Below are 14,958 nucleotides of genomic sequence, written 5' to 3'. Positions count from 1 at the left end.
CGCAACAGATGTGACGTACTAGCAAGCTCTTTATGAGAAATGTCTAAAATTCTTCTAAATATGTCTACGCCCTTCTTACTTTTAACATCGATAAGACAATAATTGACGAAAGTTGCCTATAATCAAGGCAATACTCGCCTATCCCATGCGGAGATAAAGATGAAAAAAACAAGTTTAATGATGGCTATGGCAGGGACAATGGTACTTGCTGGTTGTTCAACTTATGACGGCGCAACTCGCTCAACAGAGTACACCTCTGTTGCCAATCCGGCGGCCGTTTACTGTGTACAACAAGGTGGCGAACTGGACACTGTGTCAGAGAACGGTGAGCGTGTAACTTACTGTGTGCTTTCTGACGATGAACGTGTTGAACAGTGGGAATACTACCGTAACAACCACAAAGAGAGTGACGAGCAATAAACTCGAATCTAATAAATAGTAATATTATTCAATAACTAAGGAGCCAATCGGCTCCTTTTTTTGTTCTTTGATATCCGCATTTTCCTACAGGAACTTCACACTACTCTGACTTTACCGTATGCAAATATAATATCGAACAGCGTTCTATTCCTGACATTCCTCTGACAATACTTTCCACTTGGTCAATAAAATCATGCCCAACATCACACAAATTCACATTTCTTCCACATTTTTCTGGAAACAGGTGGTCAGGATGAAAACACAAATAGTTAAACAAGCCGAAACGGCACAAAACAACGTGATTACTGATGAGTCAAAACGCATCATCTACAAATCGTGTTTAAGCGCATTGATGATTGTTGCGATCAGTATTCTCGTCAATCTGAGTATTCGTCTTGATTACGTAGTATTGGGATCAAGTTTGGGTGAAGTCTCTATCACTGAAACCTTACAAGTGATCATGCTGGCGATTGCTTCATGGTCGTTCTTCCAACTTTCTAAGCAAGAAGAACAAGTTAAACACGCCGCTATTTTGATTTCCGGCTTCTTCGCTGTGTTGATCATTCGCGAACTGGACTACTGGATGGATATGATCCGTCACGGATCGTGGGTATTCCCTGCGTTAACCGTCACTGCTCTGGCTTGCGCAAAAGCTTACCAAGGTGGTAAAGGTACAGTGAACGAAATGGCACGCATTCTACAAGTTCCGCACATGAAGCTCTTGATTGGCGCCGTCGTTCTACTGCTTGTTTTCTCTCGCCTTTACGGTATGGGAAGCTTCTGGCAGCAAGTCATGAATGAAAGCTACATCCGCGATGTTAAGAACATTTCGGAAGAAGGCATGGAGCTGCTTTGCTACTGTCTGATTGCGTTGAGTGCTGTTCGTATGCGACGCGAAATCACTGAATAGACTCGGGATCTAAACGGCGATTGAGCGCAGTTGAAATGGGATGAAACACTTCCAATGCTCGCTCTGCTGTTGCAACCGATTCATCAAAGGCCGTCATTTCGATGGCCTTTTTCATTTCCGCAATTTGCTGCAAAACATCCATTTCTAACGGTAAAGCGCGAAGTTGATTTATTGCTTGTTTAGCCCGCAGCAAAGGCTGTGCTCGAACGCTAGTTAAATCTCGTTGAAATGCCCCACTTTTAACGCCCTCCAGATACACTCGATACGTCGTCAGTTCATCAAGTAAAAGAAACGCTTCTGCCTGTGGCCCTTGATGTGGGTATGGCACGCTAATGTGCTTCTGAATATCTAGAGAAATGTGTAAGTCTAAACCCACGGACGCACATTGAGATTTGAGCACGCGCAGTAAGCCTTGCTCATCCATTAGCGTTTGAATTTCTAATATGCGCTCAAGATGATAGGCGTTTGATAGCAAAATGACCTCAACCGCCGCTTGAGACGGTAACGGAAATAAACCGCTTTCACACAGAACTTTCGCTGCATTTCGCATGTTTTCAAACGTATTCAAAGAGCGATTTTCAAGCAGGATTTGGCTTGTCGGAAAAGGCTTGGCCAGCGACGTATTCAGGGTCTGAAAATATGCATACATAGCGTCAGCTTCCGAAATGCTTTGTCCTTGCGTTTTTCCACCACAAAATACGAGAGCAGTATTCTCCATTGGCATTTCGCGGATCTTAGCGGCTAGAGCTTCGACTCTCGAGATGCCTTCGGCACTCAATTGGTTATTAACCAATCGCTTACCTAGTACGATGACCACGTTACCTAACTTCATACTTATCTCTCAATTTCCCCTGCGACAAAGTCACTGTTGTGTGGTCTTTGGCATAGTTACAAAAATCTTCTTTGCCAACCGCCTTACAGGCATTAACATCTAGTTAACAACATTGTTCTAGAGACCTATGAAAGGTTCATTGCTGAAGGAAGTCAATTATGCTGTCGATTTTCGATATTTTTAAGGTCGGTGTTGGGCCATCCAGCTCCCACACTAACGGTCCTATGCTCGCCGGATTCCATTTCACTCAACTACTTAGCGACTCTATGGCGAAAGTGCGTCGGGTGCAAGTTGACTTATATGGCTCTTTGTCACTGACTGGTAGAGGACACCACACCGACCGAGCCACAGTGCTAGGGTTGATGGGCAATAAGCCCGATACCATCAAAATGACCAGTGCCAAAAGTGCACTGCAACACACCATCGAAAACCATACATTATCGTTAGCTGGCTCTCATCAAATTGAGTTTAGCTACGACCACGACATTGTATTTCACAGCGACAACCTGCCGCTGCATGAAAATGGTATGACGATCACCGCGCTCGATGCCGCAGGAGCTCAAGTCGCCTTTGAGACGTACTACTCTATCGGTGGTGGTTTTATTGCGACAGCGGCAGAGCTCGAACATGGCGGCCAACAAGCCAGCGCAGAAGTACCTTTCCCTTTTTCATCCGCAGACGAAATGTTGGAAAAAGCAGAGAAAAATGGCCTCAGCCTTGGTGGCATGATCCTGCAAAATGAGCTGGCATTTCGAGAGCAAGAAGAAATTGACCAAAGAGCTGAACAAATTTGGAAAGTGATGTCACTGTGTATGCAGCGTGGTTTCGATACTGAAGGGATTCTTGAAGGGGGCTTGAACGTCACTCGCCGAGCTCCGAATCTGTTGAAAAAACTCGAAGCGAATGCAGCAGTAGAAAATGATCCAATGGAGATCATGGACTGGATTAACTTGTTTGCCTTTGCGGTCAGCGAAGAGAACGCGGCAGGCGGGCAAGTCGTCACATCACCAACTAACGGTGCCGCAGGTGTTATCCCAGCAGTATTGATGTACTACCATCGATTCATCAAAGAGCTGGACCTTAAGCAACTAAAAGACTTTCTCGCCGTTGCTGGAGCGATTGGTATTTTATACAAAACCAACGCGTCCATTTCTGGGGCGGAAGTCGGCTGTCAAGGTGAGGTGGGAGTTTCCTCTTCTATGGCAGCGGCTGGCCTAACCGCCTTGCGAGGAGGCAGCAACGAGCAAATTTGTATCGCAGCTGAAATTGCAATGGAACACTCTCTCGGTATGACCTGCGACCCAATAGGGGGACTGGTTCAAGTGCCTTGTATTGAACGCAATGCGATGGGCGCAGTAAAAGCGATTAACGCATCACGAATGGCACTAAAACGCACTAGCAAATGTCTTATTTCATTAGATAAAGTTATCGAAACCATGTACCAAACAGGTAAAGACATGAATAAGAAATATCGAGAGACATCTCTAGGTGGTTTGGCAATCATCCATATGGCACCACCATGTGAATAATAAGTACGCATAATTTGCATCTTTCTTTACACATCGCATTGTTGGTGGCACTTAGCATCAACAGTGCGATTTCTTCCCTTCCTTGTATCAATACTCGCCTGCTTTCCATCATTTATTTTTCAATACGTTAAATTCGTTATTAGCATTTTGTTTTGATAATAATTTATAAATTAGTTTTTATAACTACATTTATCAACTTGATCTAGAACAACGGATAAGCAAATAACAAACTTCACATTAGAAAATATAGTGCGTCTTTTGTCAGTTATGCGACAATTATTTCAATACTCAATATCTCGTTTAAGTAACATTTAACAGAAATAATCACTATCTTTCTCCGCTAATGTGAGTACAAAATTATGTGGAATAAACTAAACAAATCTATGATGTTCTGCCAAATGATGTTTGGCTTATCATTTTATGGCGTGTTAGTGAGCTTAACTCGCTTTTTTCTAGAAGATCTAAATTACAACGAAGCCGATACGATGATGATCGTGGGCGCTTTTTCTGCCATTGGGCCATTGTTTGCCATCGCTGGCGGATTTATTGCGGATAAGTTTTTAGGAGCTTACCGCTCTCTGTCCATCGCCTTTCTGGCGTTCGCTGCGGGTTACGTTTTGCTGGTACTTGGTGCTTCGGCGACAAACGTTCCTTTATCGATGTGCGGTATCGCTCTAGCAAGCTATGGCCGTGGTTTGATGTCACCTTCTTACCCAAGTCTTTACAAACGCACTTTTAAATCACAAGAAGATTTCGAAAAAGGTTACCCAATCAACTATTCCGTGAACAATGTCGGCGCTTTTTTAGGCCAGTACCTGTTCCCGATGATCGTACTGGTAATTGGCTTTAACGGCGGCTTTACCATCTCTGCCGTCATGGCAGGCGCTGCGCTTGTGATGTTATTGATGTTCAGAAAGGGCCTAACTGGTGTAGCCGCTGAACTTGACCAAAAAGCGGTAAGCTTGAAAAACTGGGTATTCTTCGCACTGATTTCCGTCGCCATGATCGCGTTGGTGTTCTTCATGTTCTCAAACATGGATATTGGTCAAAACATCGTTTATGCCATCGGTGGCGCTGCGATTCTTTACTTCGTCTCTTTAATGCTGAAAGCCAGCAAAGCCGAGTCATTGAAGATGGGCACCATCCTCATTGTGACCTTCTTGACTACGTGTTTCTTCGTCTACTACGGACAAATGATGACGTCAATGAACATGGTGGCAATCAATACTTTGAAAGGCTCACTGTTTGGCTTTATCCCACTTGAGCCAGAAGCAGCAATGGCAATGAACCCACTTTGGTGTATGGTTGGTGGCCCTATTGTTGCGGGTTTCTTCGGTATGCTTGAAAAACGCGACGTTCACCTTTCGACAGCGACTAAAATCGCGATGGCGTTTGTACTCACTGCAATTGCATTTGGCATCCTAACGTTTGCGGTCACAACCGTTGGTGAAGATGTGGTGATCATGCCTGAAATCTTCTTGGCGATTCACTTCTTCCAAGCCATTGCGGAAGTTATCGTTGGTTCAATGGTTGTGGCATTCATTCTGTCTGTAGCACCAAAACACATCGAGAACTTCTCGGTTAGTCTATTCTCCGTTGCTATCGCACTGAGTGGTATCGTTGGTGCCGCTTTCTCAACATCGATTGCGATGGAAAAAGGCCAAGAGATCACTCAAGAAATCGTACAAACCGTATACGGTGATTACTTCCAATTGCTTACTGTACTAGCGGTTGTGATGGTGGCGATTGCTATGGCAGCATCTGTTGTTATTCGCAAAATGCTGGATGCAGCAAAAGAAAGCGAAGCACAAGCGCAACCTGTCGAGATTGAAGCGGGTATCGAGGTACAGAGCTAATCGCTTTCGCTCCGCCACTTGATTACATACGCAATCAACAAACAAAAATGCCGCGAATTCATCGCGGCATTTTCGTAATGACAACGTGACCGATTAATCGCGGCGGCCACGAAGTTCAATCGGTTGGGTAGATGCATCGGTTTGAATCATCACGCCGCCGTACATCGCTTCATTACGGCCTTTCAACGTAAGTTGCGAGTTTGCGCGTTCAACATCCACTTGGTTCGTATTGCTCATTGTCATGTCAATGGTACCTGTGTATGAGCCATCCGCCGCAAATGCCACATTCGCTGAGCAAACCATCAAGCCTAATGCGATTAGTTTTTTCATACATCACCTCTGTTATTGTCTGTACCTGTTTCGATGTAGAAACAGTATCAACGTAAAGGGGGCAAGACGAGGAAACTCCTGATTTACCAAATGGAAATCCCCTTTCTTCACTTCCGGATAGATGCCTCAATAAAATTGACCGTTTGCTGTCTTTGGATGATCAGCTCAACGCTATGATGTGAAGCGAGCCGAATTGTTGGAGTAAAGAATGGCGATTAATCTGGATATTCAAAACATTCTTGTGCTGAAGCGCATGTATGAGCTGCGCAATGTTCGGTTAGTCGCAGAGTCGTTAGGAAAAACATCCGGAGCCATCAGTAAAAACCTCACCAAGATGAAAACCCAGTTCGATGATCCTCTGTTTGTGCAAACGAAACATGGCTTTGAACCGACGACGTTTGTCGAAACAAACATGGCACACTTCGAACAGATTCTGATGAGTGTGGACTCCATTAAGCCGCAAAACTTTTCCCCAGAGACCTTTGATGGGCAACTGTCGATTTATGCCAACACGCTATTTTGGGATTACTTCGGCGATGAGCTTTACTTGAGCCTGCTAAAACAAGCACCTCGAGCCAAATTTTCGTTTCTGCGCTGGGGAAACGAAGCTAAAAACCGTTTAATAGATGGTGAAAATGCGGTCGCAATCCACTACTTTGATGAGGACTTACCTCAATCGGTCGCACAAAAAGAGTTGGGAAAAGGAAAGGCCGTCTTTTTTGTTCGCAAAGAGCATCCAGCGCAAGATTTTGATGACTTGCAGCTCTACCCCTTTTTACTCTTCAAAACACCAGGATGGAATGACTACCGATACCCTCTGTTGGAACGCTTGAAGAACATTGGTTTTAATGCGTCGCCAAAAGTGGAAATAGAACACCCAGCGATGATCCACAAAATAATCCTTCAAACCGATCATTTCGGTATCACGATGAGTGACCATGTCCCGCAAGGATGCAGAAGTATCGCACTACCGAACCGCTTAGAATTGAATGTCAGCTACGTGATGAGTTGTCGGCGTTCACAGCAACATGCACCATTAAATCTATGGTTATTTGATAAGATTAAACACGTGATTGCAAACTAACGTTCTTTTAGTATGCCCAAAGTAATCGCTTGGTGATGTTGACGCAGATAATCGATATCTTGCAAATACGCGATATGATGTCCCTCTTCCAAATTGGCTTGAAATCTCTCATCCCTGCTGCTTGCCATAAATCTCATGTAATCAACCAAAGCCGTGAGCCTTAACGTCATCACATCCACCAGATTTTCTCGCTCTAATTTTGAGCAGCCATACGCGTCACAAAACAGCTTGGCGCGTTGAATTTGCTGTTCCAAGTTGCCCATTCGGTCATTTTCATCCGTTTTAAAAGGAGCCCAACCGTAAATGGAAAAAGCAACGTCCCATAAACGAGGAGCAGGATGTGCGGTATCAAAATCGAATACACCAACCACGGTTTCACCATTTAGTGCAACATTGTATGGCATAAAATCCCCGTGACAGATCACCTCTTGGGGAGCGCGATCAGGTAGCATCCAATGACACACTTCGCTTTGATGTGAAATGAGAAAATCTTCTGAAGCATCATGCATTCTACGCAACATTTTGGCCGCGGATAAAAGTGCAGTAACAGAAGCAATAGAACCTTGCAGTGGATAGTTGAAGGTATCTCCTTCCACAAAGCTCAGCCACTCTTTGCCACCCTCAATCCCAATCACTTTGGGGCATTGCGTGAATCCATTGGAATGAAGGTGATTTAACAACTGGTGGACGGTCATCGTCCAAGAGCTTGCCGGACGACTAACGCGATCACCAGTACGATAAATGGCATTGTCCCGACCACCTTGTAGCATTTCCATGACTTTTCCTTGTTCGATCAGATTTGGGGCGACGATTGAAACAAGCGTCATTTTATACCTTAAGTAACGAATCTTGTTTTAACTGCCGCCCAAAAAGCACCCAACTTTGTTAGCTCAATCGCAGGAAACCACTTTCACTTATTCGAAGATGCTGGGCTTTTAAGCTTATAGACTTTGCATGACCCAATGAGTAAAAGCCTCAACTTGCGGTTTATCGCTTTCCCTTACCATCATATGATGCGCGCTGGCGCTTGGCATTGACCATCCACCAATCGGAACCAAAAGTCCTTGTTGTAGCTCATCCTCCACTAAAAAGTCCCTTACAAGCAGTATGCCTAACTGATTCACCGCCGCTTGAATGGCTAGTAAGGAATGTTCAAACTCGGCGATAGGTTTACTCACTTTGCCTTCATAGCCCTGAAAACGCAGCCAAGCTTGCCACGATTCATGGTATCCGCCCGTGCACAGTTTTGGCGCTAGCGCGATATCGGTAAGATGAATGACCGAATTAAGATTTAAAAAACCAGGGCTCGCCACCACTATCCAGTTTTCTTGGGTAAGTTGAACAGCCTGCTCTGATTGCCAATCTCCATAACCGTTGATGATCTCCACATCCGCAATGGCGCTAGCATTTGGTACCGTGTTGGCAGTCGTTGAAATTTTTACCACGACATCAGGGTGCTGACGATGAAAATCGGCCAAGCGCGGCATTAACCATTGAGAACAAAAGCTGTGAGCGACATGAAGCGTCAGTTGAGTATTTTTCTGGCGAGCAAAAAGGTGTTGAGTTGCTACAGATAGCATCTGCAAAGTCTGGCTAACAACAGGTAAGTAGGCTTGGGCAGCTTGCGTTAATAAAAGCTGCGCACCATTGCGCTCAAAAAGTATCGCGTTTAACTGAAGTTCCAACGATTTAACTTGCTGACTGACCGCCGCGCGAGTGACATTTAGCTCTTTTGCAGCTTTTGTAAAGCTTCGCAAACGGGCTGTTGCTTCAAAGGCTTTCAGGGAATTAAGTGGTGGGAGGTTTTGCATCATGCTCTCCTACTAAACGGAGCATCGATATTATGAATCTGTGATGACAGAATGATGAACAACAAGCAAAGCGCACGCCGCCGCCGTCATTTCAATATACAGCCCAACAACCGTCTCGGTTCCATCCAAGCATAAGTTTGAAGACAAGATCAAAAAAGCCAGCGATAAACGCTGGCTTTTTGCTTTGTTGGCTATAGCAACAAATTATTGAGCTTGTTCAGTCGTTTGGTATTCAAACGCAGGAACAACTACTTCCACACGACGGTTCGCTTCGCGACCTTGACGAGTTTCGTTGCTAGCAACTGGGTTTGCTTCACCCATGCCTTTAACTGTCATACGGTCAGCAGCGATACCTTTCGCTTCGAATTCATTAGCAACCGCTTTAGCACGCTTTTCAGTTAGCTGTTGGTTGTACTGAGCAGAACCCGTTGTGTCACTGTAACCAGTGATCTCAACTTTAGCTTGTGGGTAAGTGTTCATTAGATCAACTGTACCAGAAAGTGCTGATGCATCTTTCACTTCTGCGCTTTCTAGGCCGAATTGTACTGTTGCTGTTTGAGCTGGATACACGTGCTCAACGATGCGAGTAGATGGACGTGTTTCTACCACTTCTTCAACTGCTTCTTCTTGAACTACTGGCTCAGAACCAAACTTGTAGTTGAAGCCGATACCGAAGAAGTCAGAATCCATGTCATCAATAATGTCGTCAGACATGTCTTGGTAACGTTGGTATTCAGCACGTAGGCTCCAGTTGTAGTTGATTTTGTACTCAGCACCTAGAGAGCCAGTTGGAACGAAGTCTTTCTCGTCACCAGCCATCATGTATGCCGCACCTACTTTAGCGAACAGGTTCCAAGAATCTGTTAGAGGTAGGTTGAATTTAGGAGCTAGAGTCAACGCCCAAAGGTCACCATCAACTGTGTTTAGACCAGGCTTTTTGAAGTTAGCCGTGAAATCACCTAGGTAATCAACACCGTATTCTGCAGCAACGTATTCGTTGAAGTTGTAACCAATGTGCATACCAGCTGCAAAGCTGTCGTCGTCACAAGGTTCGTTTAGGTAACATGCATCGTTTAGAGAGTTGTAACCTACTTTACCGCCAATGTAAGTGTCAGCAAGTGCAACGTTAGAGATCACACCACCAGCAAGTACAGTAGCCACTGCAATAGCGATTTTTTTCATTATTTTTTTCCTTTTTCTTGTACACAAAGCAACACAAATTAAGCAAGTCGCTGCTTATCATGTGAAGCCGCAACTTTCTCTTTTAGTTGAATAGAAACAGCTAAATTTCGTAGGAAGGAATCAAAAAATGATATTCGAACGCCAATGATGTAACACGGATACCACCACCTCTCGATCACACGTTAATTATCTAAACGTGGGCTCTCATTTGAGGAGAAAATCCAACGACATTGGTTTAGCCATAGTCAATTCGTTGCGGAGAATATCACACTCTTAGCACTTTTCTGTGATGCAAATCACCCTATTTTTGCAGTTTCTCAAACTTGAGAAGAACTCAGTAAATGGATGAATGGCAACTAATTTTTACAATAAGAAATGCGAATAGCAGGAAAGAAAACAGCCCATCAAAGATGAGCTGTTCGGTAATGAATCAATGCTGTGGAACTATTGCATTTAAATTTTGTCGCTCACCGCAAGTGTTGCTGCAAGCACGTCTTGCCCAAACATCACGCTGCGCTCAGGAGACCAACCGTACAACGGATCAGGGTGGTTGTTATTGTCTTTGAATGGCATCTCAATTGTGTACGATAAGCACTTAAATTGCTCGGCAACCCAGTTTGAACCAACCGTCAGGTTTGCCTTGCCTGGTTCGTCTTTGTCGTAGCCAATTTCATCTTGGAACTCTGGCGTAATAGTCAACAGTGCTTGTTTGAACGCATTTTCCAGCGCCGCTAAGTTTTCATCGTACGATGGGATGCCTTCAGAGCCTGCAACAAAGTTGTATGGGATCGCTTCATCACCATGAACATCTAAGAACATATCCACACCCGTTTCGAGCATGCGTTCACGAACAAGGAACACCTCTGGGCTTTTCTCCATTGAAGGCGTTTGCCATTCACGGTTTAGGTTTACACCAACCGCATTCGTGCGTAGGTGACCACGAATACCACCATCTGGGTTCATGTTCGGTACAACGTAAAGCACTGCTTTCTCAAGTAATGCACGGGCAACCGTATCGTTTTCATCCAGCAAACGCTGAATCATACCTTCCATAAACCACTCGGCCATGGTTTCGCCCGGATGCTGACGTGCGATCATCCAGATTTTCTTTTTGCCTTCTTCTGGCTCACCAAAAGTCAGTAGGCTCATGTCGTTACCATCTAGGGTATGACCCAGTGTATCCAGCTTGCAGTGGTGCGCGCTTTGCGCCATGTGCAGTAGATCGAGATGGCGATCATAAGTGTACGGTGCAAAGTATGCGAAATAGATAGAGCTGCGCTCTGGGATCACAGTAAACGTTAATGTGTCACCATCAAATTCAGCAGGAATACGGAACCATTCTTCACGGTCATAAGAGGCAACAACGTCGTAACCTTGCCAACCTTCAGGGTATGCTGACTTCGCTAGATCGAGCAGTTTGATGGTGTGTGACTGCTCTGCTTCAGTTTCTAAGCGGAAGTGGAACCATTGGTAGAATTCCGACATGTTGTCGTTAGGGATTTTCAGTTGGATGTCATTTTTATCATCCGCTTTAACGACATGGATGCTACCGCTGTCGAAGTTGCTGAATATTTTCATTCTGTTACTCACCTTTTGAATCTGAGCTTGAAAGAGAGAGGCTAACACAAGGCGAAAGTCCGCCCCAACGACTTTCACTGCAAACTGTCTCGTTTGTGGCTAAAGTCTTCAGTTTAGTCGAGCTTATCCGCTTTGCCTGCTGGCCCTGCAAGTTTTGCCAGCCACTTATCCCAGATAAATGGCTTTTGACCACAATCTTCTGCCTCTTCTTTTCGGCGTACCGCATTACGCACCGTCATTGCGCCAATCCAGCGAAACGGCTCTGGAGGGAAATGCCCCAATGGTCCTTTGGCTAAGCCACTTCGAGTCCATTCGTTATCCAACCCTAACACCATAGAAGAGAGGATTTTTCCGCCCATGCGAGTCTGCGCAACACCATTACCTGAATAGCCAAAACCATAAAAGACATTACGTTGCTCGTTCAACTTCCCAAAAAATGGAAAGCCGGAGGTTGAGCGATCGGATCCTCCTGTCCATGAGTATTCAAACTCCGCCTCTTTCAAACTCGGGAAAAGTTTATCGAATGACTTCCTTAGAAGATTTTGATAACGAGTTGGTTTATTGAACATCACGTCCACTTGGTTGTTGAAAGAGAACTGATTGCCTCCCTTACCTAACATGAGGCGACCATCTGGCGTATCGCGGTAGTAATGAACAAAAATACGCGAATCCAACACGCTCGTTCCCGCTTTCCAGCCCGTTTTCCGTAACGACTCACCAAGCGGTTTGGTGATGACCATGTCGGAAGAAACCACCACGATACTGTTTTTGAACTGTGTAAAGTGCTCCACCATCCATGCGTTTAATGCCAGCACAACCTGCTTTGCTTGTATTTGTGCGTCAGGAGTGTACACGGTAGCTGGTTGGCCAAAATCCAATTTGGTCATTGGTGTGTTTTCGAAGATTTCGATCCCCATTTCTGATGCAACTCGGCGCAAACCTCTAGCCAACAAGGCGGGCTGGACGCTAGCAGCAACCGAAGAATGGAAACCTTCAAGATGACGGGGCGAGCCTGTATTCGCGTGCAGCTCATCTTCTTTGCAGCGACGCCAACTATTGACGCCTAAACGTGAAAGCTCATCGACGACAGGTTGCATGCAGCCCGCTTGCGCGTGATTTGTTGCAGTGTAATACACGCCTTTAAGCGACAACTGAGCATCAATATGGTGCTGTTTACAAAACGCGTCAATTTCAAGCACGGCTTGTTCGGACTCTTTGACTAACCAAGCAGCCTGAGCTTCACCAAACAAACGTTTTAAGGTCGGAAACTTTGTTGACCAAGTCAGCATGCAACCACCATTCGCTCCAGACGCGCCACTGCCGCACAGGCCCTTTTCTATCACAACAACATGCTTTTTCGGTGCTTGCTGTTTGATCATAATGGCGGTCCAAAGTCCGGTGTAACCACCACCAATAATCGCGACATCAGCGGCGATATCTTCATTCAGTGGCTTAGCCGGCTGAGGTCGTTCAAGTTCAAGCGCTTGCTTAAACCAGTAAGATAGGTGTGCCATTGTTTTTCCTTCGTGTCATTCATGAACTTGTTTTCGAGAAGCTCACTGTACAAACGATGCGCAGTTTCAACGAGCAAGAAAAACTATCGCTGCGCGTAAGAAAAAATGACGCCACGCAGCAAAGCGTCCTGACACTTCCTTACTCACTCATACAATACCTGCCGTGGTTTTTCTCTTAGAATCCCGAACAAACGAACACTGTTCAAAATTAATTTTGAGTACGTTGGAATCAGCAAGAACACACCTCCTATTTATGCCTTGTGCATCTCTCCATTTTTCGTGTTCCTCGCTGTTATTTCTCGTGCTGTTAAAACAGAACCCCAGTTAAGACAAGCTCTTAAGTGAGTCGGGAGTGAAAATGACTGCAAATAAATCCATTTTTGATCATACCAAAGTGATCTATGCTGATGAGTACGCCAACACCTATAACCCTATTTGGGTATATAGAATGAAGTTCATCATGCGTGCGCTTTACTACAAACGAGCATTCAAACACCTTGCGAACAACATTGAATCGTCTTTGTTAGACATGCTTTGTACGCGTACACACCGATTCCTAGAAAAACCGTTTCGCCCGTACATCATTAAGAATAACTCTGCTTTTGATCGCTCCAACTTGGTGGTTGATCACTACAAAACGATTTCAGAACTGCTTTCTAAAGAGACCATTGCCGAGATTTACACCGACTCAAAAGGCTTAACGCTGACCTCATTTGAAATCGATGGCATCGAGTACTCGGTTCGATTGGTTTACGAAGCGCGTTACCAAAAAGAAGGCGACATGAGTCTTGTGCTGCACAGCGCTGAAGACGGCAACTTCTACACACTTTCGTTTACCGTTGGTCATGTAGACACTGGGCGCTGCATTATGATAGGTGGCCTACAAGGCCCTCGAAGCAGTGAAGAAAACAACGCAAAAATCAAAAAACTGACTCGAAAACTGTACGGTCAGCGACCAAAAAGCTTGATGGTGAGTTTGCTAACACTCATCGCTCAAGTCTGGGAAGTAAACACCATACTCGCCGTAAAAACGCAATCTCACACATACGCAGCACGACGTTACAGTAAAGGACGCATCAAAACTGACTACGACGCACTATGGCAAGAGTTGGGAGGCATTGAATACAACCGCCATTTCTACGCATTAAAAGTGAATGATACGCGCCGCGATACTGAGGGAATGTCTCGCTCTAAACGCTCGATGTACCGCCGTCGTTATGAGTGGCTAGACAACACCAAAGCTGAGTTTGCGACGCGTCTGCGTTAATCCAGCGTATCACGCGACATCTTGTTTATTCGTTTACTATTCGGAGTCCTTATGTCTTACAAATACGCCGTAGCATACTTGTTGTCCGCACTTTCTGTCACCGCTCATGCCGAGCCAACCAAACACATTGTGGGGGCGAATTTAGGCTATGGTGACGTCAGTTACGACGTCAATAATGGCCATGATGACGGCGACATGTTCTTAGGGGATGTGTATTACCGTTACATGTTCGACCAAAACTTCGGCCTTGAAGCAGGTTACAAAGGCGCGTTTAACGGCATTGGTTCTGTACTCATTAGCCCAATATCAGAAATCACCGACGTGAGTTATGGCGGTCCGCGAATCAGCGGTTACGTAAGCTACCCTTTGGGTGCTGGTTTTGAGCTTTACGGTAAAGGCGGTATCACTTACTACACGTTAAGTTACACGCTTAAAAACAATGGCCAGAATAAAGAATATGACGAGTCTAGCCTTGGCGGAGAAGCCGCAGCAGGTGTCGCTTGGGGCTATAAACACTTTGGTTTGAACTTAGAATACAATTACGCCAAAAACAGCGATTTTGATTCTGGAGGCGTGATGTTTGGCGCACAAATGCGTTTCTAACTCATCCCTCTTTTCTAAGGCACCTGGAGTCCGTTTGAACTT

The 14,958-nt window shown here is 45.1% G+C and carries 14 protein-coding genes; 7 read left to right on the top strand and 7 right to left on the bottom strand.

What is annotated here, in order from left to right; all coding sequences use genetic code 11:
* The first annotated feature begins 159 nt into the window (after positions 1 to 159).
* The gene (locus BIW15_RS17495) at positions 160 to 420 is read left to right on the top strand and encodes a DUF333 domain-containing protein (RefSeq protein ID WP_005463993.1); all 261 of its coding nucleotides are present in this window, start codon (positions 160 to 162) and stop codon (positions 418 to 420) included.
* Between the two features lie 253 nt (positions 421 to 673).
* Positions 674 to 1,330, top strand: a complete 657-nt coding sequence (locus BIW15_RS17490) for a hypothetical protein (protein WP_005481502.1) — start codon at positions 674 to 676, stop codon at positions 1,328 to 1,330.
* Here BIW15_RS17490 and BIW15_RS17485 read toward each other — a convergent pair.
* Complete coding sequence (locus BIW15_RS17485; protein WP_077281353.1) at positions 1,320 to 2,162, bottom strand: YdcF family protein; 843 nt, start codon at positions 2,160 to 2,162, stop codon at positions 1,320 to 1,322. The genes BIW15_RS17490 and BIW15_RS17485 overlap by 11 nt on opposite strands.
* 158 nt (positions 2,163 to 2,320) lie before the next feature.
* Between BIW15_RS17485 and BIW15_RS17480 the strand changes: the two genes are divergently transcribed.
* Both BIW15_RS17480 and BIW15_RS17475 read left to right on the top strand, forming a co-directional pair.
* Complete coding sequence (locus tag BIW15_RS17480; protein WP_005481453.1) at positions 2,321 to 3,691, top strand: L-serine ammonia-lyase; 1,371 nt, start codon at positions 2,321 to 2,323, stop codon at positions 3,689 to 3,691.
* Between the two features lie 359 nt (positions 3,692 to 4,050).
* Positions 4,051 to 5,547, top strand: coding sequence for a peptide MFS transporter (locus tag BIW15_RS17475; RefSeq protein WP_042763978.1), 1,497 nt, complete (start codon positions 4,051 to 4,053; stop codon positions 5,545 to 5,547).
* Positions 5,548 to 5,640: 93 nt separating this feature from the next.
* Here BIW15_RS17475 and BIW15_RS17470 read toward each other — a convergent pair whose 3' ends face one another.
* Positions 5,641 to 5,877 (bottom strand): hypothetical protein, encoded by a 237-nt coding sequence (locus tag BIW15_RS17470; RefSeq protein WP_005464033.1) that lies wholly within the window; start codon positions 5,875 to 5,877, stop codon positions 5,641 to 5,643.
* A gap of 208 nt (positions 5,878 to 6,085) precedes the next feature.
* On the opposite strand from BIW15_RS17470, the gene BIW15_RS17465 reads away from it, so the two are divergent.
* Positions 6,086 to 6,961, top strand: a complete 876-nt coding sequence (locus tag BIW15_RS17465) for a LysR family transcriptional regulator (protein WP_005463979.1) — start codon at positions 6,086 to 6,088, stop codon at positions 6,959 to 6,961.
* Here the strand turns inward: BIW15_RS17465 and BIW15_RS17460 are convergent.
* From BIW15_RS17460 to BIW15_RS17440, 5 genes are all read right to left on the bottom strand, one after another.
* On the bottom strand, positions 6,958 to 7,737 hold the full coding sequence (locus tag BIW15_RS17460; protein ID WP_025636170.1) for a phosphotransferase enzyme family protein: 780 nt from the start codon (positions 7,735 to 7,737) through the stop codon (positions 6,958 to 6,960). The two genes, BIW15_RS17465 and BIW15_RS17460, sit on opposite strands and share 4 nt — an antisense overlap.
* A 165-nt stretch (positions 7,738 to 7,902) precedes the next feature.
* Positions 7,903 to 8,772, bottom strand: coding sequence for a LysR substrate-binding domain-containing protein (locus tag BIW15_RS17455; protein ID WP_179115301.1), 870 nt, complete (start codon positions 8,770 to 8,772; stop codon positions 7,903 to 7,905).
* Positions 8,773 to 8,976: 204 nt separating this feature from the next.
* Positions 8,977 to 9,954 carry an OmpA family protein gene (locus tag BIW15_RS17450; protein WP_015312861.1) on the bottom strand — a complete coding sequence of 326 codons (978 nt, stop codon included), beginning with the start codon at positions 9,952 to 9,954 and terminating at the stop codon, positions 8,977 to 8,979.
* A gap of 453 nt (positions 9,955 to 10,407) precedes the next feature.
* Entirely contained in the window at positions 10,408 to 11,532 is a 1,125-nt protein-coding gene (locus BIW15_RS17445) for a M14-type cytosolic carboxypeptidase (RefSeq protein ID WP_025571191.1), read from the bottom strand.
* A gap of 113 nt (positions 11,533 to 11,645) precedes the next feature.
* A complete protein-coding gene (locus BIW15_RS17440) occupies positions 11,646 to 13,046 on the bottom strand; it encodes an FAD-dependent oxidoreductase (protein ID WP_077281349.1) in 1,401 nt (466 codons plus the stop codon).
* Between the two features lie 358 nt (positions 13,047 to 13,404).
* Here BIW15_RS17440 and BIW15_RS17430 point away from each other — a divergent pair, with 358 nt between their 5' ends.
* Together BIW15_RS17430 and BIW15_RS17425 are read left to right on the top strand one after the other, a co-directional pair.
* A complete protein-coding gene (locus BIW15_RS17430; RefSeq protein ID WP_025505036.1) occupies positions 13,405 to 14,313 on the top strand; it encodes a VirK/YbjX family protein in 909 nt (302 codons plus the stop codon).
* A gap of 51 nt (positions 14,314 to 14,364) precedes the next feature.
* Complete coding sequence (locus BIW15_RS17425) at positions 14,365 to 14,916, top strand: outer membrane beta-barrel protein (protein WP_058966303.1); 552 nt, start codon at positions 14,365 to 14,367, stop codon at positions 14,914 to 14,916.
* Positions 14,917 to 14,958: the final 42 nt, after the last annotated feature.

The organism is Vibrio sp. SALL6, assembly GCF_002002385.1.
GTDB classification, from domain to species: domain Bacteria; phylum Pseudomonadota; class Gammaproteobacteria; order Enterobacterales; family Vibrionaceae; genus Vibrio; species Vibrio parahaemolyticus.
This window is presented reverse-complemented; position numbering and strand designations above follow the sequence as displayed.

Bases quoted from the DNA above. Each gene is read 5' to 3' on its own strand.
- BIW15_RS17480 (WP_005481453.1), top strand. From the start codon at position 2,321: ATGCTGTCGATTTTCGATATTTTTAAGGTCGGTGTTGGGCCATCCAGC.
- BIW15_RS17440 (WP_077281349.1), bottom strand. From the start codon at position 13,046: ATGGCACACCTATCTTACTGGTTTAAGCAAGCGCTTGAACTTGAACGA.
- BIW15_RS17495 (WP_005463993.1), top strand. From the start codon at position 160: ATGAAAAAAACAAGTTTAATGATGGCTATGGCAGGGACAATGGTACTT.
- BIW15_RS17450 (WP_015312861.1), bottom strand. From the start codon at position 9,954: ATGAAAAAAATCGCTATTGCAGTGGCTACTGTACTTGCTGGTGGTGTG.
- BIW15_RS17430 (WP_025505036.1), top strand. From the start codon at position 13,405: ATGACTGCAAATAAATCCATTTTTGATCATACCAAAGTGATCTATGCT.
- BIW15_RS17490 (WP_005481502.1), top strand. From the start codon at position 674: ATGAAAACACAAATAGTTAAACAAGCCGAAACGGCACAAAACAACGTG.
- BIW15_RS17475 (WP_042763978.1), top strand. From the start codon at position 4,051: ATGTGGAATAAACTAAACAAATCTATGATGTTCTGCCAAATGATGTTT.
- BIW15_RS17445 (WP_025571191.1), bottom strand. From the start codon at position 11,532: ATGAAAATATTCAGCAACTTCGACAGCGGTAGCATCCATGTCGTTAAA.
- BIW15_RS17485 (WP_077281353.1), bottom strand. From the start codon at position 2,162: ATGAAGTTAGGTAACGTGGTCATCGTACTAGGTAAGCGATTGGTTAAT.
- BIW15_RS17460 (WP_025636170.1), bottom strand. From the start codon at position 7,737: ATGGAAATGCTACAAGGTGGTCGGGACAATGCCATTTATCGTACTGGT.
- BIW15_RS17470 (WP_005464033.1), bottom strand. From the start codon at position 5,877: ATGAAAAAACTAATCGCATTAGGCTTGATGGTTTGCTCAGCGAATGTG.
- BIW15_RS17455 (WP_179115301.1), bottom strand. From the start codon at position 8,772: ATGCAAAACCTCCCACCACTTAATTCCCTGAAAGCCTTTGAAGCAACA.
- BIW15_RS17425 (WP_058966303.1), top strand. From the start codon at position 14,365: ATGTCTTACAAATACGCCGTAGCATACTTGTTGTCCGCACTTTCTGTC.
- BIW15_RS17465 (WP_005463979.1), top strand. From the start codon at position 6,086: ATGGCGATTAATCTGGATATTCAAAACATTCTTGTGCTGAAGCGCATG.